The following is a 26,451-nucleotide window of genomic DNA, read 5'->3' as shown; positions in this document are numbered from 1 at the left end:
TCAGGATCGGGCTACCCCCGCGTCCGCGCCTGACGGTACGTCCCCAGCACGCGCAGCCATTTCGAATGGAACCCCAATTCCTCCAGCGCATGGTCGAGATTCGCGTCGCCCGGCTTACCCACCACGTCCGCATAGAATTCCGTCGCCGAGAAGCTCCCGTTGCGCTGATAGCTTTCCAGCTTGGTGATATTCACCCCGTTCGTCGCAAAGCCGCCGACCGCCTTGTACAGCGCGGCAGGCACGTTCTTCACCTCGAAGATCAGCGTCGTCATCCATTCGCCCCCGACCGGCTCCTGCGCCGCGGGCGGCTTGCCGCCCCGCGCCAGCACCACGAACCGCGTCGTGTTGTGATCCGCATCGGCGATGTCGGTCGCGAGCAGTTCCAGCCCGTACAATCCGGCTGCCGCGGGCGGCGCGAGCGCGGCGATCGCCGGATCGCCAAGCTCGGCCACGACCGCCGCGGCGCCCGCGGTGTCGGGATAGCTCACCGGCTCGATCCCGTGCGCCTTAAGCCAGTGGCGGCACTGGCCGAGCGCCTGCGGGTGGCTCATCGCCTGGCGGATTCCGTCGCGCGGGCCTGTCCCCATCAGCGCGTGGCGGATCGGCAGAAAATGCTCGCCGGTGATGACCAGCCCCGATTCGGGCAGCAGGAAGTGAATGTCGGCGACGCGACCGTGCAGCGAATTCTCGATCGGGATGATCGCGCAATCGGCGCGGCCGTCCTTCACCGCGTCGATCGCGTCCGAGAAGTCGAAACAGGGCAGGGGGAGGCCATCCGGGAACGCCTCGACCGCCGCGACATGGCTGTTGGCGCCCGGCGCGCCCTGGAATGCGACGGCGCGCGCGGGATCGGCAGCGGCGGCTTCTGTCATCCGCGCGACGATGGGGCGGGCGGGTGCGGCGAAGTTTTCCATGCGCCGGGCGGGTAATGGGGCCGTGGCGCATGTTCAAGCGCGGCTTGCGGTGCGCGCCCGCCTTTTCTATGGCTGTCCCAAACAGAACAGGGGCGGACGCGCAATATGGACAATCGGACCAATACGATCGCCGGCTGGGTGCTCGCAGGCTGTGGTGCGGCGCTCGGACTGTCGATCGTCGGTGGGATGATGTTCCACGGCGAACGCCCCGAGAAGATGGGCTACGCGATTGAGGGCGTGGTCGAGGAAGGCGCGGGCGGTGCCGCCGCCGACGTGCCGATCGCCTCGCTGCTGCCGACCGCCGACGCCGCCAAGGGTGCCGAAGTGTTCAAGAAGTGCGCCGCCTGCCACACCATCAACCAGGGTGGCGCGAACGGCGTCGGCCCCAACCTGTATGGCACCGTCGGCGAGGAAATCGCCAAGGGCAAGGGCGGGTACGCCTTCTCGGCGGCGCTCGCCGGCGTCGGCGGCAAGTGGGATTTCGACAAGCTCAACGCGTGGCTGACCAGCCCGCGCAAGTTCGCCAACGGCACCAAGATGACGTTCGCGGGCCTTGGCAACGCGCAGGACCGCGCGAACGTGATTCTGTATCTTAACCAGCAGGGCTCGAACCTGCCGCTCCCGGCGGCGCCTGCGGCCGGCGCTGCGCCGGCGGCGAAGGACGCGGCGGCAAAGGATCAGCCCGCGACCGCGAACGCCGCGGAAGCTGCAGCAACCGAGGGCGCCCCCACCGCGGACATCGCCAACACCGGCACGCCCGCCTCCGGCGCGCCGTCGGTCGATCCCGAAGCAGCGCGCAAGGGCGCCCGCTCGGAGAAGTAATGGCTCCAGGCCGGGATGATCGGCGAGGCTTCATCCTCCCATCGGTAGGGGAGGATGGTTCCAGGATTAGGGGGCGCCGTTTACGGTCCTATCCCGCTCCACTCCGTCATCCCGGCAGAAGCCGGGACCCACGGTTGCGGTCCGCTTCATACGCGAACGCTCCGTGTCCATGGGTCCCGGCGTGCGCTGGGATGACGGAGAGGGTGGTAGTGGGGAACGGAAGAAAAACTCAGCCCTCCGCCGCGTCCCCCGCAGCCCGCTCGCGGTAGAAGGACTGGACTGCGTCCCACGCCTCGTCCGCGGTTTCGACATAGCGGAAGATCCCGAGATCCTTCTCGCTGACGACGCCTTCCTCGACCAGCGCGTCGAAATTCACGACGCGCTCCCAGAAGGCGCGGCCGAACAGCAGCACCGGGATCGGCTGGATCTTGCCCGTCTGGATCAGCGTCAGCAGCTCGAACAGCTCGTCGAACGTCCCGAACCCGCCCGGAAACGCGGCGAGCGCGCGCGCGTGCAGCAGGAAGTGCATTTTCCGCAGCGCAAAATAATGGAACTGTACCGACAGCGACGGGGTCACATAGGGGTTGGGCGCCTGCTCGTGCGGCAGGACGATGTTGAGCCCGATCGATTCGGCGCCGACATCGGTCGCACCGCGGTTCGCCGCCTCCATGATCGACGGACCACCGCCCGAACACACGACGAACTGCCGCCAGCCGCGCTCGTCGCGCGGCAGCACGCTGACCTTGGCGGCGAGTTCGCGCGCGACGTCGTAATATTTCGACTTCTCGACGAGCCGCTCGGCGATCTTCTTCGACTTTTCGTCGGTGGCGAGTTCGAGCAGCGCCTTGGCCTTCAAAGGCTCGGGGATCCGCGCCGAGCCGTAGAACACGAAGGTCGAGGCGATCTTCGCCTCCTCGAGGACGAGCTCGGTCTTGAGCAGCTCGAGCTGGAACCGCACCGGGCGCAGGTCTTCGCGGAGCAGGAAGTCCATGTCCTGGAAGGCGAGGCGGTAATGCGGATGCTGGGTCTGCGGCGTCGACGTGATGTCGCGGGCGGTTTCAGCGTCCTGGCTGGCGTTTGCGAAAACGCGCGAGGGAATGCGTGTATCTGTCATTCAGGCGCGATTAGAGGAAACCCGGCCACGCCGCTAGACCGATGTCCTAGCGGCAGAAATTCGCGCGATCGTCCTCCAGATGCAGGTGGTTGCGGTGCGCGGCGTTGTAGTCGGGGCTGAGCACCGTCCCGAATCGCTTGCACGCGGACGCGCGGATGGTCTGGAGGAACTGCCGGACCTGCGGATCGGGCGAATTCCAGTCGTTGAGGAGCGTGATCCGCCGCCCGTCCTTCAGCACGAACCCGCCGACATCCACCGCGTTTGCGATCGCGTGGCCAGAGCGGCGGGTGGCGCCGCGGGCCGAGCCGACGACGTTGCGGCACGCATAGCTGCCCATGCTGTCGATCCGCGCGAGTTCGCTGCCGAGCATCTGGTACGCGGCAGGCGCGACCGCGTTGCGAGTCCAGCCGATAAACGCCCGCGCCGCGCCGCAGCGCACCGCGGTGAGATTGGCAACGGGCACGCCGATGTCGACGAGCTTCACCGTGCCCGACAGGCCACAGCCCGGCCCGGTCTCGCGATCGGGCAGCACCTGGAACGAGACGTGAAGTTCGCGCAGGTCGGCGAGGCATTGCGCGGTCTCGCGGTTGCTCGGGACCGACAGGTTGGGGCGCGTCTGTTGCGGCGCGGTAGGGCGATCGGCGCGACCGCAGGCGGCCAGCGCCAGCGCCAGCATCACCACCGCCGTCACGCTGCGAGTATTCCCGTGTTCGCCCATCGTCTTACCCCGCATGATGGACGACGTGCTGCACCATCCGCCTCGGAACAAGCGCGGGGTGACGGGGCGAGGGCGCGGCGCGGTGGAGCGAGTCCGGAGCGGTTGACTCCCCGCGCCACGTGTTTAGGGCCGGCAACGGGCCACGCGGTCCCAACGCCGCGCGTGCTCTCTGTGAGGAGAGATACATGACTGATACGACCTACGCCCCCGCCACGGGTGCGCCTGCGCTGCCTGCCACCAAACCGGCACGCCCCTTTTTCTCCAGCGGTCCCTGCGCGAAGCCTCCGGGCTGGTCCGCGGACAAGCTCGCCACCGCCTCGCTCGGTCGCTCGCATCGCTCGAAGATCGGCAAGACCCGCCTCCAGTACAGCATCGACCTGATGCGCGAACTGCTGAAGCTCCCCGACACGCACCGCATCGGCATCGTCCCCGGCTCCGACACCGGCGCGTACGAGATGGCGATGTGGACGATGCTGGGCGCCAAGCCCGTCACCGCGCTCGCCTGGGAAAGTTTCGGCGAGGGCTGGGTGACCGATGCGGTCAAGCAGCTCAAGATCGACCCGACTGTGGTGCGTGCCGATTACGGCCAGCTGCCCGATCTCGACTTGGTCGACTGGTCGAACGACGTGCTGTTCACCTGGAACGGCACCACCAGCGGCGTGCGCGTGCCGAACGCGGACTGGATCCCCGATGACCGCGAGGGGCTCTCTTTCGCCGATGCGACCTCGGGCGTGTTCGCCTACGACATCGACTGGACGAAGATCGATGTCGCGACCTTCTCGTGGCAGAAGGTGCTCGGCGGCGAGGGCGCGCACGGCGTGCTGATCCTCGGCCCCCGCGCGGTCGAGCGGCTCGAGAGCTACACCCCCGCCTGGCCGTTGCCCAAGGTGTTCCGCCTCGTTTCGAAGGGCAAGCTCGCCGAGGGCGTGTTCAAGGGCGAGACGATCAACACGCCGTCGATGCTGGCCGTCGAGGACGCGATCTTCAGCCTCGAATGGGCGAAGTCGCTGGGCGAGGACGGGCTGATCGCGCGCTCCGACGCGAATGCCGCGGCTTTGGATAAGATCGTGGCGGACCGCGACTGGCTCGGCCATCTCGCCGCCGATCCGGCGACGCGTTCGCGTACCAGCGTCTGCCTGACGGTCGAGGGTGCCGACGAGGCGATGATCAAGGCGATGGCCGCCGCGCTCGAAAAGGCCGGCGCTGCGTATGACGTCGCGGGCTACCGCGACGCGCCGCCGGGGCTGCGGATCTGGTGCGGTGCCACCGTCGACACCGCCGATATCGAAGCGCTCGGGCCCTGGCTGGACTGGGCCTACGCGACCGCCAAGGCTGGCTGATCTGGCCTAGCCTCTCTCAACCCCCTATCCGTCATCCCGGCGCACGCCGGGACCCATGGACACGGAGCATCCGCTCATGACGCGGACCGCAACCATGGGCCCCGGCGTCCGCCGGGGTGACGGAAATGGGAGAGGTGAGGGGAAAGTATTCCCCATTCCCGAATTCCCAGGAGCAATCCCATGCCAAAAGTCCTCATTTCCGACAAAATGGATCCCCGCGCCGCCCAGATCTTCCGCGAGCGCGGCGTCGAGGTCGACGAGATCACCGGCAAGACTCCGCAAGAGCTGATGGCGATGATCGGCGCGTATGACGGCCTCGCGATCCGCAGCTCGACCAAGGTCACCAAGGAAATCCTCGAGCACGCGACCAACCTCAAGGTCGTCGGTCGCGCCGGCATCGGCGTCGACAATGTCGACATCCCCGCCGCGTCGGCCAAGGGCGTGGTCGTGATGAACACCCCGTTCGGCAACTCGATCACCACCGCCGAGCATGCCATCGCGCTGATGTTCGCGCTCGCCCGCCAGCTGCCCGAGGCCGATGCCTCGACCCAGGCCGGCAAGTGGGAGAAGAACCGCTTCATGGGCGTCGAGCTGACGTCGAAGACGCTCGGCCTGATTGGCGCGGGCAATATCGGTTCGATCGTCGCCGACCGTGCGCGCGGCCTGAAAATGAAGGTCGTCGCGTTCGATCCGTTCCTGACGCCCGAGCGCGCGATCGAGATGGGCGTCGAGAAGGTCACGCTCGACGAGCTACTCGCGCGTGCCGACTTCATCACGCTGCACACGCCGCTGACCGACCAGACGCGCAACATCCTCTCGGCCGAGGCGCTCGCCAAGACCAAGAAGGGCGTGCGGATCATCAACTGCGCCCGCGGCGGCCTGATCGACGAGGTCGCGCTGAAGGCAGCGCTCGATTCGGGGCAGGTCGGCGGCGCCGCGCTCGACGTGTTCGTCGAGGAGCCCGCCAAGGCATCGCCGCTGTTCGGCACGCCCAACTTCGTCAGCACGCCGCATCTCGGCGCGTCGACCAGCGAGGCGCAGGTCAACGTCGCGATCCAGGTCGCCGAGCAGATGGCCGATTTCCTGATGTCGGGCGGCGTCACCAACGCGCTCAACATGCCGTCGCTGTCGGCCGAGGAAGCGCCGCGGTTGAAGCCCTATATGGCACTCGCCGAAAAGCTCGGCTCGATGGTCGGCCAGCTCGCGCACGGCTCGATCGACCGGATCTCGGTGCATAGCGAGGGTGCCGCCGCCGAGCTCAACCCCAAGCCGATCACCAGCGCGGTGCTCGCCGGGTTCTTGAAGACGCAGACCGCGACCGTCAACATGGTCAACGCGCCGCTGATCGCGCGCGACCGCGGCGTCGAGGTCCGCGAGGTCCGGACCGAGCGCGAGGGCGATTACCACACGCTGCTGCGCGTCGCGGTCCGCACCGAGGATGGCGAGCGGTCGGTCGCGGGCACGCTCTTCGGCGACCAGGCGCCGCGCCTCGTCGAGCTGTTCGGGGTGAAGATCGAGGCCGATCTGGCGGGGCCGATGCTCTACGTCGTCAACGTCGACGCGCCGGGCTTCATCGGCCGCCTCGGCACTGCGCTGGGCGAGGCGGGCGTCAACATCGGCACCTTCCACCTCGGCCGCCGCTCGGCGGGCGGCGAGGCGGTGCTGCTGCTGTCGGTCGACGAGGCGGTGACGCCGGACCTGCTGACCAAGGTCCGCGCGCTCCCGGGCGTGAAGACCGCAATGGGTCTGAACTTCTAAGGCCGCTACTTACTTAGCCCTCTCCCCTCCGGGGAGAGGGTTGGGTGAGGGGCCGTTGGGAAGGGCAGCGCTCGCGGCGCCCCTCACCCCGGCCCGCCCCCGATCCGACCCGGATGTCTCAATCCTCCCCCGCTAGGGGGAGGTGGCGCCGAAGGTGACGGAGGGGGAGGATAGGGCAACCGGCGTTATCGCTTCCGCCCCCTCCGTCAGGCTGCGCCTGCCACCTCCCCCTGGCGGGGGAGGATCGTGCAAGGGCCGGTTTTTGTTGCTGCCTGCTAAGCCCGTACGTCATGCCGACGAACGCGGTTCAATCTCGCGGCAACCTGCTCTAGAGGCTCGCGCATGACTGCTTTGCTCCCCGAGGGATTTAGAGATCGCCTGCCGCCCTTCGCCGATTCGGCGGCGGCACTGGAAGCCCGTGTGCTCGAGGCCGCGCGGCTGCACGGCTACGAGCGCGTCGATCCGCCGCTCGCCGAATTCGCCGATGGGCTCGAGATGCGGCTGAAGGCCGGCGGGCTGCACGACGCGGTCCGCTTCGTCGATCCGGTGTCGCAGCGTACGCTCGCGATCCGCCCCGACATCACCGCGCAGGTCGCGCGGATCGCCGCGACGCGGATGGGGCATCACCCGCGCCCGGTGCGGCTGAGCTATGCGGGTTCCGTTCTCAAACTGCGCGCATCGCAGCTCGCGCCGGCGCGGGAGACGCGGCAGATCGGCTGCGAGCTGATCGGGCTCGATTCGGTTGCCGCCGCGCAGGAACTCGTCGCGGTCGCGGTCGACATGATCACCGCCGCCGATGTTACCGGCGCGTCGATCGACTTCACGCTCCCCGACCTCGTGCCGACGCTCGCCGCCGGCCCGCTCCACGTCGCGCCCGAGCATGTCGCGACGCTGCGCGACCGCCTCGATGCGAAGGATGCCGGTGCGGTCGCCGCGCTCGCGCCCGCCTACCTCCCGCTGATCGAGGCCGCCGGGCCGTTCGCGCAGGCGATGGAGCGGTTGCGCGCGTTCGACACGAGCGGCGCGCTCGCCTCCCGCCTCGACGCGCTCGCGCGGATCGCCGACGCGCTCGACGGTCGCGTCGCGCTAACGCTCGATCCGACCGAGCGGCACGGGTTCGAATATCAGAGCTGGCTCGGCTTTTCGCTGTTCGCCGATGGCAGCGCGCGGGAGGTCGGCCGCGGCGGCACCTACACGATCGTCCACGAAACCGGCGCGGAGGAAGCCGCGACCGGTTTCTCGCTGTTCGCCGATGCACTCGTCGGCCAGACCGCGAGCGTCGATCGCCGCCGCCTGTTCCTGCCGTTCGGCACGTCGGCCAGCGAAGGCGCGGCGATGCGCGCGCAGGGCTGGGTCACCGTCGCCGCGCTCGAGACAGGCGACACCCCCGAAGCACAGGTCTGCACGCATCTTTGGGTAGCGGGCGGCCCCCGCGCGCTGTAGGCGCTGCGGGTAATCCTCAGGAGATAGAGTTTGGCCAACGTAGCAGTCATCGGCGCGCAATGGGGCGACGAAGGCAAGGGCAAGATCGTCGACTGGCTCGCCGAGCGGGCCGATATGGTCGTACGGTTCCAGGGCGGCCACAATGCCGGCCACACGCTGGTCGTCGGCGAGAACGTGTACAAGCTGTCGCTGCTGCCCTCGGGCATCGTGCGCGGCACGCCGTCGTTCATCGGTAACGGCGTGGTGCTCGATCCCTGGGCGCTCAAGGACGAGATCGCCCGGCTCGGCGCGCAGGGCGTCGTCGCGACGCCCGAGACGCTGCGGATCGCCGACACCTGCGCGCTGATCCTGCCGTTCCACCGCGACCTCGACGGTCTGCGCGAGGATGCGAGCGGCGCCGGCAAGATCGGCACGACTCGCCGTGGTATCGGCCCGGCGTATGAAGACAAGGTCGGTCGCCGCGCGATCCGCGTGTGCGATCTGGCGCATCTCGACGATCTGGGCCCGCAGCTCGATCGCCTGACGGCGCATCACGACGCGCTGCGCGCAGGTTTCGGCGAGCCGCCGATCGACCGCGCACGGCTGATCGCCGAGCTGCGCGAGATTGCCGGCTTCGTGCTGCCCTTCGCCAAGCCCGTATGGCGCGATCTCAACGCCGCGCGCGCAGCGGGCAAGCGCATCCTGTTCGAGGGCGCGCAGGGCGTGCTGCTCGACGTCGATCATGGCACCTATCCGTTCGTGACCTCGTCGAACACGATCTCGGGCGCCGCTGCCGGCGGGTCGGGCCTTGGGCCAGCGGCGGTCGGCTTCGTGCTCGGCATCGCCAAGGCCTATACGACGCGCGTGGGTTCGGGACCGTTCCCGACCGAGCTCGAGAACGAGACCGGCGAGCGCCTCGGCGTACGCGGCCACGAGTTCGGGACGGTGACCGGGCGCAAGCGGCGTTGCGGCTGGTTCGATGCGGTGCTGGTACGTCAGGCGGCGGCGGTTGGTGGCATCACGGGCATCGCGCTGACCAAGATCGACGTGCTCGACGGGTTCGAGACCGTGTCGATCTGCACCGGCTACCGCTTGCGCGGCGAGACGCTCGACTATTTCCCGGCGCACGCAGCGGACCAGGCGCTCGTGGAGCCGATCTACGAGACGATGGAAGGCTGGCAGGAAACAACTGCCGGCGCGCGCAGTTGGGCCGATCTCCCCGCGCAGGCGATCAAGTATATCCGCCGCATCGAGGAACTGATCCGCTGCCCGGTGACGCTGGTGTCGACCAGCCCGCAGCGTGCCGACACGATCCTCGTCCGCGACCCGTTCTCCGACTGACACGAAAAAGGCCGGGCGATCACTCGCCCGGCCTCTCATTCGTTAGCCGAGGCTGTGATCAGCGCGGCGTGCCGGTCGTACCGGTGGTCGAACCCATGGCGCCGCCGGTCGTACCGCCCATCGTGCCCGTGGTGCCACCCATCGTACCGGTGCTCATGGTGCCGGTCGTGCTGCCCATCGTTCCGGTCGTGCCCATCGGGCCGGTCGTGCCGCCCATCGTGTCGGCACCCATCGTGCTGCCAGTCGTACCCGACATCGTGCTGCCGGTCGTGCCGGTGCCCATCGTGCCCGAGGCGGTGCCCGATGTCGTGCCACGCGTGCGGCTACGTGCCTTCGTGCCACGCTGCGTGCGCGTCGTTGCGGTCGAACCGGCGGTCGTGGACTTGGTCTGGCCCATGGTGCTGCCCGACATGCCGCCGTTCATGCTGCCCGACGCCGTACCGCCCATCGTGCCGCCCATCGAGCCGCCAGTGCTCGTCTGTGCCATGGCCACGCCCGGAATGATCAGGGCTGCTGCGGCGATCGAAGTCAAAATGCGCATTATCACTCTCCTAAGTTATTGAAGAGCAAGCGCTTCGGCGCGGCAGAGGTTCCCTGATCAGCCGCACTGGCCCCGATGCAGCAACGCCTGATCGGCCAGCACGAGGGCAACCATCGCCTCGACGACAGGAACTCCGCGGATGCCCACGCACGGATCATGACGCCCCTTGGTAGCTATCGTCGCCGCTTCGCCAGTCGGGCTGATCGTCTCAACGGGCGTCAGGATCGAGCTGGTCGGCTTGAACGCGACACGCAGACGGATCGGCTGGCCGGTCGCGATCCCGCCCGCGATCCCGCCGGCATGGTTGGCAAGGAATTCGGGGCCATTTTCGCCGGGGCGCATCGGATCGGCATTGGCTTCGCCCGACAGCGCGGCGGCGGCGAACCCGTCGCCGATCTCGATCCCCTTGACCGCGTTGATGCTCATGCAGGCGGAGGCGAGTTCGGAATCGAGCTTGGCATAAAGCGGCGCGCCCCAACCCGCGGGCACACCCGTCGCCTCGCACGCGATCACCGCGCCGAGCGACGACCCCGACTTCCGCGCGGCATCGACCAGTGCTTCCCAGCGTAGCGCAGCCTCGGCATCGGGGCAGAAGAAGGGGTTCTGATCGATCTGCGCGTCGTCGAAGTTGGCGGGGTCGATCGCGTTGCCACCGATCGCCTCGACCCAGGCGCGCACCCGCACCTGCGGCACGACCAGCCGCGCGATCGCGCCGGCGGCAACGCGCGCTGCGGTTTCGCGCGCCGACGACCGGCCGCCGCCGCGATAATCGCGAAAGCCGTATTTGGCGTCATAGGCGTAGTCGGCATGGCCGGGGCGATAGGCCTTGGCGACGTCCGAATAATCCTTCGAGCGCTGGTCGACATTCTCGATCATCAGGCTGATCGGCGTGCCCGTGGTGCGCCCGTCGAACACGCCGGAAAGGATGCGGACGGTATCCGGCTCGCGCCGCTGCGTGGTGAAGCGCGAGGTGCCGGGGCGGCGCTTGTCGAGCCAGGGCTGGATGTCGGCCTCGGTGAGCGCGATCCCCGGCGGGCACCCATCGACCACGGCGCCGAGCGCGGGGCCGTGCGACTCGCCCCAGGTGGTGAAGCGGAACATCCGCCCGAACGTGTTAACGCTCAAAACCCTCTCCCCTTGGGGGAGAGGGAGGGGCCCGCCGCAACGCGGTGGGAGGGTGAGGGGGCGTTGGCGCGGGCGACGATCGCCGCAGCCACACCGTCGATATTCGTCATCTCGTCATCATTCCCGAACCGGCATATCCGATAGCCTTCAGCCTCTAATAACGCGGTTCGGCGTTTGTCATAGGCCTGCGCATCGGGCGTTGCATGGGTGTCGCCGTCAATTTCGACCACGAGCGCGATCTCGGGGCAGAGGAAATCGACGATATAGGGGCCGAGCCAGACCTGGCGGCGGAATTTGAGGCCGCCCAGCTGGCGATTTCGGAGAATCTGCCAGAGGCGATGCTCGGGCTCGGTGGGCGCTTTGCGCGCATGGCGTAGGCGATCGCGCGCTGCGATGCCGGGTGGCCGTTTCATCCCCTCACCCTCCCATGCTTTGCATGGGCCCCTCCCTCTCCCCTGAAGGGAGAGGGGAAGGTCGATGCGGCGTCTGCTTAGACCAGTGCGATGTCGGGGGCGTCTTCGGCCTTCATGCCGATCACGTTGTAACCAGCGTCGACATGGTGCGTCTCGCCCGTCACGCCGCTCGCGAGGTCGCTCAGCAGGTACAGCCCCGCGCCGCCGACATCGTCGATCGTCACGTTGCGCTTCAGCGGCGAGTTCAGCTCGTTCCACTTCAGGATCAGGCGAAAATCACCGATCCCGCTGGCGGCCAGCGTCTTGATCGGCCCGGCCGAGATCGCATTCACGCGGATATTGTCGCGACCCAGATCGACCGCCAGATACTGCACGCTCGTCTCGAGCGCGGCCTTGGCCACCCCCATCACGTTGTAATGCGGAATGACCTTCTCGGCGCCGTAGTAGCTCAGCGTCAGCATCGCGCCGCCTTCGGTCATCATCTTGGCCGCACGCTGCGCGACCGCGACGAACGAATAGACCGAAATGTTCATCGTCATCAGGAAATTGTCGAGGCTGGTATCGACGAACCGCCCGCGCAGCTCGTTCTTGTCCGAAAAGCCGATCGCGTGGACGACGAAGTCGATCGTCGGCCATTCCTGCGCCAACTTGTCGAAGGTCGCGTCGAGCGCGCCCATGTCCGACACGTCGCAATCGAACAGCCGCGCCACGCCCAGCTGCTCGGCAAGCGGGCGAACGCGCTTCTCCATCGTCTCGCCCTGATAGCTGAACGCGAGCTCGGCGCCCGCTTCGGACAGCTTCTTGGCGATCCCCCAGGCCAGCGACTTGTCGTTCGCCAGACCCATGATCAACCCACGCTTGCCCGCCATCAAACCGTTCACGCCGTCCCCGCCTCTGCCTGCATATCCGTAGCGGGCTGCTCTAGCGTTGTTTCGGGGGGTTCCGCCAGTGCTGCGTTCAGATGCGCGCCGAATACCAGCCCGAGCCCGATGACATAGAAAAATAACAGCATGATGACGACGCCCGCGAGACTACCATAGGTCAAGTCGTACCCGCCGAGCCGTGACAGGATCACCGGCAGCAATGCCGTCGCGCTGACCCACCACGCGGTGGTGAACAGCGCACCCGGCCATTTGCGACACTTCGAATAGCGATAGCGCGACGGCGTCACCGAATAGAAGAGCAGGTACAAAGCACCGAACATCAGGAGGCCGGGGATCAGCCGCGACAGCCCGACCCAGCCCGCGGCATCCTGCGCGAAGGGGAGGAGGCGGTAGATAAACTGCTCGGCCGCAGTCAGGATGCCCTGCACCAGGAACGAGAGCAGCGCGATCACCACCGACAGGATGATGACGGCCGACGAGCCGAGCCGCGACTTCCAGAACGGCGCGGTCGCCTTGATCCCGTAGGCGCGGTGGAAGATGTCGCGGATCGTCTCGACGAAGCTGCCGACCGTCCACAACCCGACGAGCGCGCCCAGCCACAGCAGCGAGCCCGTCCGCGCGGCCAGCACGTCGGCGATCGGCTTGCGCAACAGGTCGCCGACATTGGGCGGCAACACGTTCAGGAACGATTCGACCGCGCGCACCGTCTCGACGCTCTGCCCGAAGATCGACAGGATCGCCGCTGCGACGATGAAAAACGGAAACACCGTCATCAGCGCGAGATAGGCGAGGTTCCCGGCATGGATAAACCCGTCGTTGAACACACCGATCGCCGCGCGCTTGAACACCTCAAACGCGCGGCTTCCCGGCCTGACCTTCGCCATGCCGCGGTTGAAACGGGTGCGCGTGACGCCATGATGGTGCGCGCGCGCTTCGGGCGTAAGGGGACTGTCGTTCACAACGCGTTCAGACGCCCATGGACCCCCGCGGGTTCCCCGCCTCGCGCCCGGTCCAGCCCTCGACGAACGCGGTCAGCGCCGCATCGCTCGCCGGAATGTCGATCATCAACGTCACCAGCTGGTCGCCCCGCGTGCCGCCCTTCTTGTGAAATCCCTTGCCCTTCAGACGTAGCGTCTTGCCCGACGTCGTCCCCTTGGGGATCGTCAGCATGACCGGCTTGTCGACCGTCGGCGCCTTGACCGAACCGCCCAGCACCGCCTCGGCCAGCGTGATCGGCAGCTCCAGCCGGACGTCGTCGCCGTCGCGCGTAAAGAATTTGTGTGGCTGGACTTCGATCGTCAGGATCGCATCGCCCGCGCCGCCGGGCCCTTGCTCGCCCTTGCCGGCAAGCTTCATCTGCGTGCCAGTCTCGACTCCGGCGGGGAGTTTCAGGTCGAGCGTCTTGCCGTCCGACAGCGTTACGCGCTGCGGCTCCAGCGCGGCGGCTTCGACGAACGGGACCTGCAGGCGATAGGCGACGTTCTCGCCTCTCGGCTGCGGCCGTCGGCCAAATCCACCGGAGAAGCCGCCGCCGCCGCCGCGCTGTGCGCCGCCGAACAGCCCTTCGAAGATATCGCTCATGTCGGCCCCGCCGGCGCCGCCCTCATAGCCTTCGCTGCGGAAGCCGCCGGGGTGCGGACGTCCGCCACCGCCACCGCCGAACCCGAACGGCGCGGCCGGGTTGCCGTCGCCGTCGATCTCGCCGCGGTCGAACCGCGCGCGCTTGTCCTTGTCGTTCAGCAGGTCGTACGCGTTGGTGACCTGGCTGAACTTTTCCGACGCTTTCGGATTGTCCTTGTTACGATCGGGATGAAGCTCCTTGGCGAGCTTGCGATACGCCTTCTTGATGTCGGCTTCGGTCGCGTCGCGCGCTACACCCAGAGTCTTGTACGGATCGGCCACTTACGTCCCCATTCTTACTTGCGCGTCTATGTGGGGCGAGGGCGTCCGCAACGCAATTGCGCGCGGGGTGTTTGATGTTCCGAGAGGAAACGATGATGAGCGACAAGCAACCGATGCAGGGCGTGCCGAAGAATGACGACGGCGCCAAGGAGAAGGACGGCGTCAACGACCCACCGGCCAAGGAGCAGGGCGGCGAGAGCGGCGGCGGCGCCTATCCGAACCCGCATGAGGACAAGAAATAGCGTCTTTCCAGGACCCGGCCTTAATACCTTGTTCTCCCGCGAAGGCGGGAGCCCAGGGTAATCAGGGACAACGATCGCGGCTCCTGGGCTCCCGCCTTCGCGGGAGAACAGGGAAGCGAAGAAGTCAGCCGAGCGCAACCTGGTCCATCGGCGCGACATCCACGCTGACGTCCATGTTCTGCGCGCCCGATCCGAGCACCACCCCGTCGACCGGCGCGATCTCCGCATAATCGCGCCCGATCGCCATCACGATATGGTCGCTCGCCATCCAGATCCCGTTGGTCGGATCGACCCCGACCCAGCCGCGCACCGGCCCGCACCACAGCAGCACCCAGGCATGCGTCGCATCCGCCCCGACCAGCCGCGGCTGGCCTTCGGGCGGGATCGTCCGGATATAGCCCGACGCATAGGCGGCAGGCAGCCCCGCCGCGCGCAGGCCCGTGATCATGATCTGCGCGAAATCCTGGCACACGCCTTTGCGTTGCAGGAACGCCTCGTGCGGCGGCGTATCGACCAGCGTCGCATCCGCATCGAACTCGAACTCCTGCTGGATCCGCCGTGCAAGCGCGATTCCCGCCTCCAGCGCACCGCGCGACGGATCGAGATCGATCGCGCAATAGTCCGCGATCGCCTGGTCGAGCGGGATCAGCGGCGAGGGGTATATATAGTTCGCCGGGCTCGCCGCGGACAGATCGGTGCTCGCCCGCGCCATCGCCGCGATTTCGCCGAGCGTCGGATCGCTCGCGTCGGGGACGGGCACGAGCCGGTCGACCGTCATCCGCGACCGGCTTTCGATCGTCAGGTGCCGCACCGGGCTGTCGACCACCAGCCGCGTGACATTGGCGAGCCCCGCCTCCGCGCGCGCGGCGCTGGTCCGCCCAGCCGGGTGAACCGACAGCGCATAGGAATCGAGGTGCTGCCCCGGCCAGTCGATCGGTTTCAGGCGCAGATTGCACCGCGCGAACTTGACGCTCGCGCCGTAATCGAACGTCGTGACGTGGCGGATATCGTAGATCATCAAAATCCTCCCCGGCACGGGGAGGGGGACCGCCAGCCGCTTGCTGGTGGTGGAGGGGGGGCGCCGCGAGCGTTGCGCTGGTGGAGAGCCCCCTCCACCATGCGATGCATGGTCCCCCTCCCCGTGCCGGGGAGGATTTGGGTTACGATTCTCACGCCGCCTATCACGCCAACGTCAGCCCACTGGTCCGCAACGGCTCGGCGCCCTGCAGGAAATACCGCCGCGCCAGCGCGTCCGACACCGCCCCCAGCCGCCGCTCGATATCGCCCAGCGTCTCGGCATCGAGCGCCGCGGCCGTCGCGGTCATCACGATCGCCTGCAACCCGGTCGCCTGCGCCTGTTGCGGTTCCGCCATCTCGTCGTCGCTCAGCACCGGCAGTTCCGCCAGCCGCGCGGCGATCCGCTCCGCTGAGAACGCCAGCGATCGCGGATTGCCCGGATCGAGCGCGACCAGGTCGATCACCGGCACGCGCGCGATCCCGGTCGGATAGCGCTGGCGATAGCTGATCTGGCTGTCGGCAAGATCGAGCAGCACCGACAGGTCGTCGGGCGAGGCCCCCGGCATCCCGAACAACCGGATCGCGCGCGCCATCGCCATCGCCCGCTCGACTCGCCGGCCGAGATCGTGGAACCGCCACGCCGCCGTCCGCCCCATATGCTCGGCCGACAGCCCCGCAATCGCGGCATAGCGGCGTTGCAGCGACCCGGCGCGCTCAAGCATCCCGCGATGCGTGGGGAAGGGCGCCTCAAGCAGCCGCACCATGTCCGCCGACAACCGATCGCGCGAGCCTTCGCCGATCTCGCGCGCGTGCCGGTTGAGCGTCAGGATCGACTGCCACGCCTCGTCCTCCATCGCGGTCCGCGCGAGCGCGGTCAGGTCGGCGCGGCGCAAGCTCGGCGGATGCGGCGCGCTGCCAGCGCCGACGATCAGCCCGACCAGCTTGCCCACCGTCGTCGGCGACAGCCCCGCGCCGCCATCGACGTCGATCGAATTGCCCAGCATCACCCGGATCGCGCCGAGCAGCGCCTCGCCGCGCTCCAGATAGCGGCCGAGCCAGTAGAAATTGTCCGCCACCCGGCTCGGCAACGTGCCCGGATTGCGCCGCACCTGCAGCGAATCCGCGGCGGTCAGCAGCGACACCGGCGCGACCGGCTCCGCGCCATAGACGCAGACATCGGCGGACCAGATGCCTTCGCCCATCACCGCCGCGCGCGCGTCCGGATGCTCGCCGATCCGCGCGAACCCGCCGGGCAGCACGGTCCATTCGCCGTCGCCACCGCGTGCCGCGAACACGCGCAGCGTGAAGGGGCGGGGCACGAGTTCGTCACCGACGACGACGGGCATCGTCGAGAGCCGGACCAGTTCCTGCCCGACATAATCCTGCGGCCGGTTCGCCATGTCGGCCAGGAGCGCCGTGCGCGCGTCGCCGGTGATGTCGGCGCCCGCGGTCGGGCCGCCGGTCATGCCGAGCGGGCGCGCATGGAACGCCGGACCGATCAGCAGGCGGTCGAAATTGGCCTCGACGCTCTCCTTCGCGGCGGTCTGCCCGCACCACCAGGTCGCGATGTTGGGCAGCAAAAGGTCTTCGCCGAGCAGCGACCGCGCGAGGTTGGGCAGGAAGGCGGAGAAGGCCGGCGCCTCCAGCACCGCGGAGCCCGGCGCGTTCGACAGCACGACGTTGCCCGCGGCATAGGCGTCGATCAGGCCGGGCACGCCGATCTGCGAATGCGTGTCGAACGCCAGCGGATCGAGCAACCGCGGGTCGAGCCGCCGCCAGAGCGCATCGATCCGCTTCAGCCCGCCGATCGTGCGGACATAGACCTTGTCCTCGAGTGCGGCGAGATCGGCGCCCTCGACCAGCAACAGCCCCAGATAGCGCGCGAGATGCGCCTGTTCGGGATAGCTCGGGTTGAACCGGCCGGGCGTCAGCAGCCCGATCCGCGGGTCGGTCCGCTTGCACATCGCCGCGATCCCCGCGCGGAACGCGGCGAAGAACGGCGCGTGTCGCTGGACGTTGAGCCGATCCTGCAACCCGCCGAGCGTGCGGCCGACCGCGATCCGGTTCTCGAGCGCATAGCCGGCACCCGCGGGCGCGCGCAGGTGATCGGCGAGCACGCGCCATTCGCCCGTGGGGCCGCGGCCCAGGTCGATCGCGATGAAATCGAGATGGCGGCCGCCGGGGGGTTCGAGCCCGACCATCGGCCGCAGGAAGAACGGGCTGCCGGTGACGAGCGCGGCGGGGATATGGCCGTCCGCGACCAGCTTTCCCTCGCCGTAGAGATCGGCGATCACCGTCTCCATCAACGTCGCGCGCTGGATTACGCCGCGCTCGATACCCGCCCATTCGCCGGCCTCGATCAGCAGCGGGACGGGCGAGACGGGCCAGGGGCGCTCGTCAGGTTCGTCGGCAATGCGAAAGCCCGTGCCGATGTCGACCGCGTGCCGCTGGACGCGTTCGCGGATATGGCCGAGGTCGTCCGAGGCGACCATCGCCAGCTCGGCGAACATCGCCGGCCACGCCGGATCGACGCTGCCATCGGCGGTCGGGCACAGCACGTCGGCGCTGGTGCTACGCGCGCAATAGTCGGCGATCCAGCGGTCGGCATGGACCGCCGCGTCGAACGCGGTCGCCGGCGCCGTAACTAGCGGGGGCGCGGAGTGCGTCGCCATGTCCAATGCCTCAAGCCCCTGAATACAGCCGGCGGTGTTTCACCTTTCGACGCGGCGGCGCAACATAAAATGTCATGCGGGGCGCCGCCACCCTGTCCCCTTGCAACAGTATAGAGTGGCGAAGCACCGCCCCCAAGAGAAGGCCACCACCCCGGCGAAGGCCGGGCCCAGTTGGAAAGGTGGTCGTAACGGAGCGCCGCCCGTCATTAGCACTGGCCCCCAACTGGACCCCGGCCTCCGCCGGGGTGGTGGATGGGGGAGGGGCCTCTTACAAATCCGGCAGCACCTGATCCGCCACACCCCACCCCTCCAAACCTCGTGACCCCGCCCGCTCGATCAGCTCCGCTCTATTCCGAACACCCCAGCGCGCCGCCGTCTCGATATCGCGCAATTCGCTCCACGAGACCGGCGCCGCCACCGGCGCCCCCGCTCTAGCCCGCGCCGAATACGGCATTACCGCCGTCGCGCCGCGCTGGTTGCGCAGCCAGTCGATGAAGATCCGCCCCTTCCGCTTCGCCTTCGCCATCGTCGCGACGAAGCGCTCGGGCTCCGCCCCCGCCAGCGCGCGCGCGAACCGGTCCGCAAAGTCCTTCACCGCCGGCCATTCCGCCTCCGGGGTCAGCGGCACGACGACATGCACGCCCTTGCCCCCCGACAGCATCGGAAAGCTGACCAGACCCAGTTCCGCCAGCTGGTTCTTCAGATGCTCCGCCGCCGTCTTCGTATCGCCAAAGTCGAGCCCCTCGTCGGGATCGAGATCGAACACGAGCCGATCGGGTTTCTCCAGCGTCGCGTTCGACGAGCCCCAGCCATGGAACTCGATCGTCCCCATCTGCACGCATGCGACCAGCCCGTCGGCATCGTCGACATACAGATAATCCTCGGTCGATCCGTCCTTCTCGCGGATCGGCACCTTGTGGACCGCGTCGCCAAAGCTGCCCGCATCGTGTTTCTGGAAGAAGCACGCGCGCGACCGGCCCTGCGGGCAGCGGACGAGGCTGATCGGGCGGTTGGCGGCGAACGGCAGCATGATCCCCGACACCGCGGCGTAATAATCCGCGAGATCGCCCTTGCTGACGTCCGAGTCTTCGAAGATCAGCCGGTCGCGGCTGCTGACCGTGACGGTCGTCACCGGCGCCGCGCTGTCTTCCGCGGGCGGCAGCGGGGCAGGGGTTTCGGCGACGACGTCCTTCGCCGCCTTGTCCTCGCGCAGTCCGATAAAGCTCGAATGGCGCAGCACGCCATCGGGCGTGACCTCGGCGAACGCGATTTCGGCGACCAGTTTCGGCGTCACCCATTTCGCGCCGCGCACCGCGGCCTTGGGTGCATCGACCGTCGGCGTCTTGCGATCGAGCGCGTCGAGTCTGTCGCGCAGCGCGTCCATCATCGCCTGGTCGAACCCGGTGCCGACCTTGCCCGCATAGCGATAGCCCTTGCCCTCGCGCAAACCGAGCAGCAGCGACTTGAACCCGCGTTTCTTGTCCGAGGGCAGCCAGCCGACGATCACGAACTCCTGCCGGTGCGTGCATTTGACCTTGAGCCACGCCTTGGTCCGCTTGCCGAGATACGGCGCGTCGGCGCGTTTCGAGACGATGCCTTCCAGCCCCTCGCGGCACATCGTCTCGAACAACTGCTCGCCCGCACCGACGACGTGGTCGGAATAGCGCAGCCGGTCGTCGTCCGCCGGGATGATCGGCTGCAACCGCGCCTTGCGGTCGAGGTTGGAGAGCCCGGTCAGGTCTTCGCCGTCGAGCGCGAGCAGATCGAACGCGAACAGCGTCATGTCCCCGCCGCTGGAAATCGCGTCCTTCAACGTCGAGAAATCGGGGTGCCCATCCTTGAACGCGACGATCTCGCCGTCGATCAGCGCTGATTTTACCGGCAGCTTGGCGGCGGCCTCGGCGATGGCCGAGAACTTGTCGGTCCAGTCGAGCCCGCTGCGGGTGAACACCTTGGCCTTGCCGTTCGCGACGGACACGAGCGCGCGGTAGCCGTCATATTTGACCTCGTGCAGCCACGCGGAACCACTCGGGACGGCATCCACCAGCGTGCAGAGTTGCAACGCCTGAAAATCCTCCCCGGCACGGGGAGGGGGACCGCCGCGACCTTTCGCGGGGGTGGAGGGGGGGCTGCCCCCAGCGTCACCTTTACGGCTGGTGGTACGCTTGCGGCCCGCCCCCTCCACCAGCTTCGCTGGTCCCCCTCCCCGTGCCGGGGAGGATTTGCCCTCCGCGATCTCGACCATCGTCCGCCCGGTCGAGACGCTCGTCAGCGCCTGCTCGACGAGCACATCCGTCCCGCCCGCCGCCGCATCGTCGATCTTGCGCAGCAGCCAGTTCTCGCGCTTCTCCTTCGCGCGCGGCTTGAGGCGGATCAGCAGCCACTCGCCCTTCATCCGCTCGCCCTCGAGCACGAAGTGGAGATGCCCCTTGTCGAGATCCTTCGCCGACTTGCCCTTGATCGGCGACCACGTTCCCCGGTCCCACAGCATGACCGTGCCACCGCCATATTCGCCCGCCGGGATCGAGCCCTCGAAACTGGCGTAGCTCAGCGGATGGTCTTCGGTGCGGACCGCGAGCCGCTTCTCGTCCGGGTCGAGGCTCGGCCCACGCGTGACCGCCCAGCTCTTGAGCACGCCGTCGATCTCGAGGCGGAAGTCCCAGTGCAGGCGCGTGGCATCGTGCTTCTGCACCATGAAGCGCGCCTGTCCTGAGCCTGTCGAAGGGCCGTTACCGGGGGCAAGCGTGCCCGCGGGTTCCGCGGTCTTCGCGAAGTCCCGCTTGGCATTGTACAGTGCGAGGGGATCGGGCACCTCAGCCACCAATGTTCTCCCGCGAAGGCGGGAGCCCAGTCTGGGTCCCCGCCTTCGCGAGGACACAATGTTGCACGCTACGCACGCTTTTTAGCCGGTGCACGTTTGGCGGGAGCCTTTTTGGCGGGCGTTTTCTTCTCCGCCGCGGCAGTCCCGCCGGCCTTCTCCATTGACTTTTTCAACGCCGCCATCAGGTCGACCACGTTCGATCCCGTCTTCGCGCCCGTATTCTTGTCGTCGATGATCGTCTTGCCCTTCGCCTTGCGCTTGCGCTCGATAAGGTCCTTCAGCGCATCGACATAGCGGTCGTGGAAGTCCTGCGGATGGAAATCCCCACTCCGCTTCGTGATCAGCGCCTCGGCGAGTTCGAGCAGCTCCTCGGATGGCTTGTCGTCGGGAATATCGCGGAAATACCCCTGCGCCTTGTGCACCTCGTCGGCATAGCGCAGCGTCTCCAGCACCATGCCCCGCCCGCAGGGCTTCAGGCTCACGACATATTCGCGCCCGCGCATCGCCAGCTGGCCGAGCCCGACTTTCTTCGTCCGCCTGAGCGCCTCGCGCAGCACGATGAACGCCTCCTCCGCCAGGTCGTCGGCGGGCACCACGAAATAGGGCTTCTCGTAATAGAGCACGTCGATCTCGCTCGCATCGACGAACTGGGTCAGCTCCAGCGTCTTCTTCGATTCGAGCTTGACCGCGTCGATCTCGTCCTGCTCGAGCAGGACATATTCGCCCTTCGAGACTTCATAGCCCTTCATGATCTCGTCGGTGTCGACAGGGCCGACGCCGGTGACGACCTTGTCGTAATGGATCGGCTGGCCCGAGGGCTCGTGGATCTGCTTGAACGAGACCGCGGCGCCGGACTTGGTCGCGGAGTAGATTTCGACGGGAATCGAGACGAGGGCCAGGCGGATCTGCCCCTGCCAATACGCGCGCGCTGCCACCTTGCGTGTTCCTTCGTTGCGGAAACGATTCGATTACCTGGATCAATCATCGGCACGGTGGAGTCGTTCCAAAGTTTCGCTCCCGCGCAAACCCCGCTATGGCGCGCCCATGTCAGACGATCCCTTCACGCTGTTCGATAGCTGGTACGCCGAAGCCAAGGAGTCCGAGCCGAACGACCCCAACGCGGTGGCGCTCGCGACGGCCGATGCCGAGGGGCGGCCTTCGGTGCGCATGGTGTTGTTGAAAGGCCATGGCCCCGACGGTTTCGTGATCTACACCAACCGCGAAAGCCGCAAGGCGGGCGAACTGGCTGCCAATCCGCAGGGCGCGCTGCTGTTCCACTGGAAGTCGCTGCGCCGCCAAATCCGGATCGAAGGTCCGGTGACGCACGCGGCCGACGCCGAGTCGGACGCCTATTTCGCCTCGCGCGGTCGCGATTCACGGATCGGCGCCTGGGCCTCGGACCAGTCGCGTCCGCTCGACAGTCGCGAGACGTTCGAGCATCGCGTCGCGGCGATGACCGCAAAGTTCGAAGGGCAGGACGTGCCACGGCCGCCGCATTGGGGCGGCTACCGGATCGTGCCGACCCGGATCGAGTTCTGGCAGGACCGCGCACACCGCCTCCACGAACGCCGGGTGTTCACGCGAGACGGGGGCAGCTGGACCGAAGGACTGTTGTTCCCATGACGCAGGACGAACGGCGCCGGATCATCCCGCTCGCAACCCGCGCGGCGCTCGCCAGCGTCGCGATGGCGTGCTTCCTGCTGCTGCTGAAAAGCTTTGCGGCGTGGACCACCGGGTCGGTCGCGATGCTTGGCTCGCTCGCCGATACCGCGCTCGATCTGCTCGCGTCATTGGTCACGCTGTACGGCGTGCGGCTCGCCGCGACGCCCGCGGATCACGATCACCGTTTCGGCCACGGCAAGGCTGAGGCGCTGGCCGCGCTGTTCCAGGTCATGCTGATCACCGCCTCGGCGGCGGGCATCGCGTGGCGCGCGATCCTCGCGTTCAACGATCCGCAGCCGACCACCGGCGCGGATTTCGGCATTGGCGTGTCGGTCATCGCGATCGTCGCCACCGTGTTCCTGCTCGCCTATCAGCGCCGTATCATCCGTCAGACCGGTTCGGTCGCGATCCTTGCGGACAACGTCCACTACCAGTCGGACGTGCTGCTCAACGGCTCGGTGATCGTCGCGCTGGTGCTCGACCAGTATCTCGGCTGGAGCGGCGCGGATCCGATCTTCGGCATCGTCATCGCGCTGTGGCTCGCCTGGGGCGCGTTCTCGGCCTCGTCCAACGCGATCGACCAGCTGATGGACAAGGAATGGCCCGAGGATCTGCGCGCGCAGTTCCTCGACGTCGCCGCGCGCCAGCCCGGCATCCGCGGGATCCACGATTTCCGCACGCGGCGCTCGGGCAGCCACGAGTTCGCGCAGTTCCACATGGAGGTCGCGCGCGACCTGACCGTCGGCGCGGCGCACGACATCGTCGAGGCGGTCGAGCGCAACCTGCGCACCGCCTTCCCCAAGGTCGAGGTGCTGATCCACCTCGATCCCGAGGGCCATGTCGACACCGACAATCCGCTGGTCGAGGCGGACGTGACGCCGCATTGGTTTGGGAAACGTCTATGAGAATACCGTTCGCGCAGATCGATGCGTTCGCCGACACGCCGTTCGGCGGCAACCAGGCCGCGGTCATGCCGCTCGCGGCGTGGCTCGACGACGCGGTGCTCCTGAACATCGCGCAGGAGAACAACCTGAGCGAGACCGCCTTCATCGTCGCGTCGGACGAAGAGGGCGTCGAGTTCGACCTGCGCTGGTTCACGCCCGGCGCCGAGGTCGCTCTGTGCGGCCATGCGACGCTGGCAAGCGGCCATTTCGTGCTGTCGTCGGATACCGCGCTCAACCGGGTCCGGTTCCGGACGCGACAGGCGGGCATGCTCGAGGTCGCGCGTGCAGGGAGCGGCTACACGCTCGAGCTGCCGGCATGGGGGCCAAGTCCGAAGGCGATCCCGGAGATCGTCGCGGCGCTCACCATCGAGTCGCCCGTCGAGACCCTGTGGCACGACAAGGGCTATGCGCTCGTGATCGTCGAGAACGAGGGCATGGTCCGCGACCTGAAGCCCGACTTTGCCGCGCTGGCAGCGTTCCCGATCGTCGCGATCGTCGCGGCACGCGGGCAGGCGACCGATATCGTCAGCCGCGTCTTCACGCCCTATTACGCGATCAACGAGGATCCGGTAACAGGCGCCGCGCACGCGGTGATGGTACCGTACTGGGCGCAGACGCTGGGCAACAGCTTCACCGCCTATCAGGCGAGCGCGCGCGGCGGGAAACTGACCTGCCGGCTGGACGGCGACCGGGTGGTGTTGGGCGGATCGTGCGTAACGACGATCGAAGGCACGTTCCTGCTGCCGTGAGCCACTCCCTAATCCTCCCCCGCAAGGGGGAGGTGGCGCCGAAGGCGACGGAGGGGGAGGGCACGGAACGCAAGGTGATCGCTCACCGCCCCCTCCGTCAGCCTGCGCCTGCCGCTTCCCCCTGGCGGGGGGTATTCGGTAGAAGAACGCCAACCCTAGCGCTTCCGCCCCTTGGTCATCGGATCGGGCTTTTTCGGCTTCACCCAGCCCGGCGGCGGGGTCATGCGCTGCTGGCTCGTCCCGAGCCCCATCGCCCCAGGCTGCTGACGGGTCAGTCCGGCGGTGTCGGCCACCTCGCCGCCACCGCGCAACACGCTGATCTGGTCGCGCAGCCGCCCGGCGGTTTCGAAGTCCATCGCGGCGGCGGCGGCTTCCATCTGGCGGCGAAGGTCTTCGATATCCATCCCGCCCCAACGCGTCAGGCGGCGGCGAGTGCCGCCTCGGTCTCCGCGATCCAGCCGCCGCCCAGCACGCGTTCGCCCGCATAGAGCACCGCGGCCTGTCCCGGCGCGACGCCATATTCCGGCGAATCGAACACAACCCGGTCGCCGACCAGACGCGCGGGCACGGGCTTCGCCATCGACCGCACCTTCGCGGTGAGCGGCCCGGTAAAGTCGCCGCCGAGCCAATTGATATCGGTCATCCGCGCCGCCGCGACCGCCAGTGCGCGCCGCGGCCCCACGACGACCCGCTTCGTCGCGGGCTCGACGCGCACGACGTACAGCGGCTCGGGACTGCCCCCGATCTCCAGCCCGCGCCGCTGGCCGACGGTGAAGTGGATCAGCCCGCGATGTTCGCCGAGCTTCGCACCACCCAGATCGACGATATCGCCCGCGGTCTCCGCCGCCTCGGGCCGCAGCTTCTTTACCAGCCCGGCATAATCGCCGTCGGGCACGAAGCAGATATCCTGGCTGTCGGGCTTGGCCGCGACACCGAGCCCCAGTTCGGCGGCTATCTCGCGCACCCGCGCCTTGGGCAGGCCGCCCAGCGGGAAACGCAGATAGTCGAGCTGCGTCTGCGTCGTCGCGAACAGGAAATAGCTCTGGTCGCGCGCCGGATCCGCACCGCGGTGGAGTTCGGCGCCGTGCGTGCCCTCGACCCGCCGGACATAATGTCCGGTCGCTAGGCAATCCGCACCCAGATCACGGGCCAGCTTCAGCAGGTCGGTGAACTTGGGGCCCATGTTGCACTGGACGCACGGGATCGGCGTACGCCCTGCCAGATATTCGTCGGCGAATTTGTCGACGACCTGTTCGCGGAAACTCGTCTCGTGATCGAACACATAATGCGCGATCCCGAGCCGGTCGCACACCGCGCGCGCGTCGCGGATATCGCGCCCGGCACAGCACGAGCCCGCGCGCCCGATCGCCTCGCCGTGATCGTAGAGCTGCAACGTCACGCCGATCGTCTCGGCGCCGGTGGCATGCGCGAGCGCGGCGACCACCGAGCTGTCGACACCACCGGACATCGCCACGACGATGCGCTTTCCGGCCGTCGCCGGCCCGAGCTGAAAATCGGTCTGATCCATGGTCCCCACATAAGCGCGACGGCGTGCGGTTGCAAAAAGATGCAATGATTAACGTGGGTCAGGATGAAATGAGCGAAAAACGCGACCAGCGATTGCAAAAAAGCGACAAGTTCACGAGATCTTTCGACGAGTTTTACGGTCCCTTCACCCCCTCGCGCTAGACCGGGCTTCCCAAGAGTAAACGCGAGTATCCCGTTGGACCTGAGCTTTCCCCGTTTTGATCGCGACGCCGAGATCACCGTCCTTCCGGGTGATCTCGCGGTCCTGATCGTCGGTATCGCCGCCCGCCAGGCAGCGAGCCCGACCGCGGTGGTGCAGGCCAGCTTCGCGCGAACGGCGATCGACCCGAAACTGTTCGCACCGCTTCATGGTGCATTCAACGGGCCGATGGCAGCGGCTTTAACCCGGTGGAAGGACGAATGAAGATGCGGTTTACCGCGGCGTTTCAGCCGATCTTCAACTCCTGCGACTATGTGTCGTGTGTGCGTATCGAGAGGGGGCCCCCCGCCCCGATCAGAGGTT

General features: G+C 67.7%; 25 protein-coding genes. 10 read left to right on the top strand and 15 right to left on the bottom strand.

Going from position 1 to position 26,451, the window contains the following annotated elements; genetic code table 11:
• Positions 1–11: 11 nt before the first annotated feature.
• Entirely contained in the window at positions 12–914 is a 903-nt protein-coding gene (locus ASF00_RS16045) for a prephenate dehydratase (RefSeq protein ID WP_055881615.1), read from the bottom strand.
• A 105-nt stretch (positions 915–1,019) separates the two neighbouring features.
• Between ASF00_RS16045 and ASF00_RS16040 the strand changes: the two genes are divergently transcribed.
• Positions 1,020–1,736, top strand: a complete 717-nt coding sequence (locus ASF00_RS16040) for a c-type cytochrome (protein WP_055881612.1) — start codon at positions 1,020–1,022, stop codon at positions 1,734–1,736.
• Positions 1,737–1,965: 229 nt separating this feature from the next.
• On the opposite strand, the gene ASF00_RS16035 is transcribed toward ASF00_RS16040, so the two are convergent.
• Both ASF00_RS16035 and ASF00_RS16030 read right to left on the bottom strand, forming a co-directional pair.
• Positions 1,966–2,850 (bottom strand): TIGR00730 family Rossman fold protein, encoded by an 885-nt coding sequence (locus ASF00_RS16035; RefSeq protein ID WP_055881608.1) that lies wholly within the window; start codon positions 2,848–2,850, stop codon positions 1,966–1,968.
• Positions 2,851–2,896: 46 nt separating this feature from the next.
• On the bottom strand, positions 2,897–3,568 hold the full coding sequence (locus ASF00_RS16030; protein WP_055881606.1) for an extensin family protein: 672 nt from the start codon (positions 3,566–3,568) through the stop codon (positions 2,897–2,899).
• 185 nt (positions 3,569–3,753) lie between these two features.
• Here ASF00_RS16030 and ASF00_RS16025 point away from each other — a divergent pair, with 185 nt between their 5' ends.
• The 4 genes from ASF00_RS16025 (at position 3,754) to ASF00_RS16010 (ending at position 9,429) form a co-directional block, all read left to right on the top strand.
• Positions 3,754–4,908, top strand: a complete 1,155-nt coding sequence (locus ASF00_RS16025) for a phosphoserine transaminase (RefSeq protein WP_055881603.1) — start codon at positions 3,754–3,756, stop codon at positions 4,906–4,908.
• 180 nt (positions 4,909–5,088) lie between these two features.
• Positions 5,089–6,666 (top strand): phosphoglycerate dehydrogenase, encoded by a 1,578-nt coding sequence (gene serA / locus ASF00_RS16020; RefSeq protein ID WP_055881598.1) that lies wholly within the window; start codon positions 5,089–5,091, stop codon positions 6,664–6,666.
• Positions 6,667–7,008: 342 nt separating this feature from the next.
• Positions 7,009–8,109 (top strand): ATP phosphoribosyltransferase regulatory subunit, encoded by a 1,101-nt coding sequence (locus ASF00_RS16015; RefSeq protein WP_055881595.1) that lies wholly within the window; start codon positions 7,009–7,011, stop codon positions 8,107–8,109.
• A gap of 30 nt (positions 8,110–8,139) precedes the next feature.
• A complete protein-coding gene (locus tag ASF00_RS16010) occupies positions 8,140–9,429 on the top strand; it encodes an adenylosuccinate synthase (protein ID WP_055881592.1) in 1,290 nt (429 codons plus the stop codon).
• Positions 9,430–9,487: 58 nt separating this feature from the next.
• Here ASF00_RS16010 and ASF00_RS16005 read toward each other — a convergent pair whose 3' ends face one another.
• The 6 genes from ASF00_RS16005 to ASF00_RS15985 form a co-directional block, all read right to left on the bottom strand.
• A complete protein-coding gene (locus tag ASF00_RS16005) occupies positions 9,488–9,970 on the bottom strand; it encodes a hypothetical protein (protein ID WP_082463499.1) in 483 nt (160 codons plus the stop codon).
• A 57-nt stretch (positions 9,971–10,027) separates the two neighbouring features.
• Positions 10,028–11,095 (bottom strand): chorismate synthase, encoded by a 1,068-nt coding sequence (gene aroC, locus ASF00_RS16000; RefSeq protein WP_055881586.1) that lies wholly within the window; start codon positions 11,093–11,095, stop codon positions 10,028–10,030.
• The gene (locus ASF00_RS18145) at positions 11,092–11,508 is read right to left on the bottom strand and encodes an endonuclease domain-containing protein (protein WP_082463498.1); all 417 of its coding nucleotides are present in this window, start codon (positions 11,506–11,508) and stop codon (positions 11,092–11,094) included. Before ASF00_RS18145 ends, aroC begins: the two co-directional genes overlap by 4 nt.
• A 77-nt stretch (positions 11,509–11,585) precedes the next feature.
• Positions 11,586–12,377, bottom strand: a complete 792-nt coding sequence (fabI, locus tag ASF00_RS15995; RefSeq protein ID WP_055881582.1) for an enoyl-ACP reductase FabI — start codon at positions 12,375–12,377, stop codon at positions 11,586–11,588.
• Positions 12,378–12,385: 8 nt separating this feature from the next.
• Positions 12,386–13,276 (bottom strand): YihY/virulence factor BrkB family protein, encoded by an 891-nt coding sequence (locus ASF00_RS15990; protein ID WP_235525940.1) that lies wholly within the window; start codon positions 13,274–13,276, stop codon positions 12,386–12,388.
• An 82-nt stretch (positions 13,277–13,358) separates the two neighbouring features.
• Positions 13,359–14,294, bottom strand: a complete 936-nt coding sequence (locus tag ASF00_RS15985) for a DnaJ C-terminal domain-containing protein (RefSeq protein ID WP_082463497.1) — start codon at positions 14,292–14,294, stop codon at positions 13,359–13,361.
• 95 nt (positions 14,295–14,389) lie between these two features.
• Between ASF00_RS15985 and ASF00_RS18620 the strand changes: the two genes are divergently transcribed.
• Positions 14,390–14,536: a hypothetical protein gene (locus tag ASF00_RS18620; RefSeq protein ID WP_156348401.1), complete on the top strand. Its 147-nt coding sequence runs from the start codon at positions 14,390–14,392 to the stop codon at positions 14,534–14,536.
• Between the two features lie 124 nt (positions 14,537–14,660).
• Here the strand turns inward: ASF00_RS18620 and ASF00_RS15980 are convergent, their stop codons facing one another.
• From ASF00_RS15980 to ku, 4 genes are all read right to left on the bottom strand, one after another.
• Positions 14,661–15,554, bottom strand: coding sequence for a transglutaminase family protein (locus ASF00_RS15980; RefSeq protein ID WP_055881575.1), 894 nt, complete (start codon positions 15,552–15,554; stop codon positions 14,661–14,663).
• 163 nt (positions 15,555–15,717) lie between these two features.
• On the bottom strand, positions 15,718–18,225 hold the full coding sequence (locus tag ASF00_RS15975; protein WP_055881572.1) for a circularly permuted type 2 ATP-grasp protein: 2,508 nt from the start codon (positions 18,223–18,225) through the stop codon (positions 15,718–15,720).
• 268 nt (positions 18,226–18,493) lie between these two features.
• Positions 18,494–21,037 carry a DNA ligase D gene (ligD, locus tag ASF00_RS15970; protein ID WP_055881568.1) on the bottom strand — a complete coding sequence of 848 codons (2,544 nt, stop codon included), beginning with the start codon at positions 21,035–21,037 and terminating at the stop codon, positions 18,494–18,496.
• Positions 21,038–21,114: 77 nt separating this feature from the next.
• Positions 21,115–21,981 (bottom strand): non-homologous end joining protein Ku, encoded by an 867-nt coding sequence (ku, locus tag ASF00_RS15965; protein WP_055881565.1) that lies wholly within the window; start codon positions 21,979–21,981, stop codon positions 21,115–21,117.
• 109 nt (positions 21,982–22,090) lie between these two features.
• Between ku and pdxH the strand changes: the two genes are divergently transcribed.
• The 3 genes from pdxH to ASF00_RS15950 are packed head-to-tail and all read left to right on the top strand — an operon-like array spanning position 22,091 to position 24,401.
• Positions 22,091–22,669: a pyridoxamine 5'-phosphate oxidase gene (gene pdxH, locus ASF00_RS15960; RefSeq protein WP_055881561.1), complete on the top strand. Its 579-nt coding sequence runs from the start codon at positions 22,091–22,093 to the stop codon at positions 22,667–22,669.
• Complete coding sequence (locus ASF00_RS15955; RefSeq protein ID WP_055881558.1) at positions 22,666–23,613, top strand: cation diffusion facilitator family transporter; 948 nt, start codon at positions 22,666–22,668, stop codon at positions 23,611–23,613. Before pdxH ends, ASF00_RS15955 begins: the two co-directional genes overlap by 4 nt.
• Complete coding sequence (locus ASF00_RS15950; protein ID WP_055881554.1) at positions 23,610–24,401, top strand: PhzF family phenazine biosynthesis protein; 792 nt, start codon at positions 23,610–23,612, stop codon at positions 24,399–24,401. Before ASF00_RS15955 ends, ASF00_RS15950 begins: the two co-directional genes overlap by 4 nt.
• A 155-nt stretch (positions 24,402–24,556) precedes the next feature.
• Here the strand turns inward: ASF00_RS15950 and ASF00_RS15945 are convergent, their stop codons facing one another.
• Entirely contained in the window at positions 24,557–24,805 is a 249-nt protein-coding gene (locus tag ASF00_RS15945) for a UvrB/UvrC motif-containing protein (RefSeq protein ID WP_055881551.1), read from the bottom strand.
• 14 nt (positions 24,806–24,819) lie between these two features.
• Positions 24,820–25,929, bottom strand: coding sequence for a tRNA 2-thiouridine(34) synthase MnmA (mnmA, locus tag ASF00_RS15940; RefSeq protein WP_055881546.1), 1,110 nt, complete (start codon positions 25,927–25,929; stop codon positions 24,820–24,822).
• 195 nt (positions 25,930–26,124) lie between these two features.
• On the opposite strand from mnmA, the gene ASF00_RS15935 reads away from it, so the two are divergent.
• Positions 26,125–26,352, top strand: coding sequence for a hypothetical protein (locus ASF00_RS15935; RefSeq protein WP_200910277.1), 228 nt, complete (start codon positions 26,125–26,127; stop codon positions 26,350–26,352).
• Positions 26,353–26,451: the final 99 nt, after the last annotated feature.

The organism is Sphingomonas sp. Leaf34, assembly GCF_001421805.1.
Classification (GTDB): Bacteria; Pseudomonadota; Alphaproteobacteria; order Sphingomonadales; family Sphingomonadaceae; genus Sphingomonas.
The sequence above is the reverse complement of the archived record's forward strand: the minus strand, read 5'-3'. Positions and strand labels throughout refer to the sequence as shown.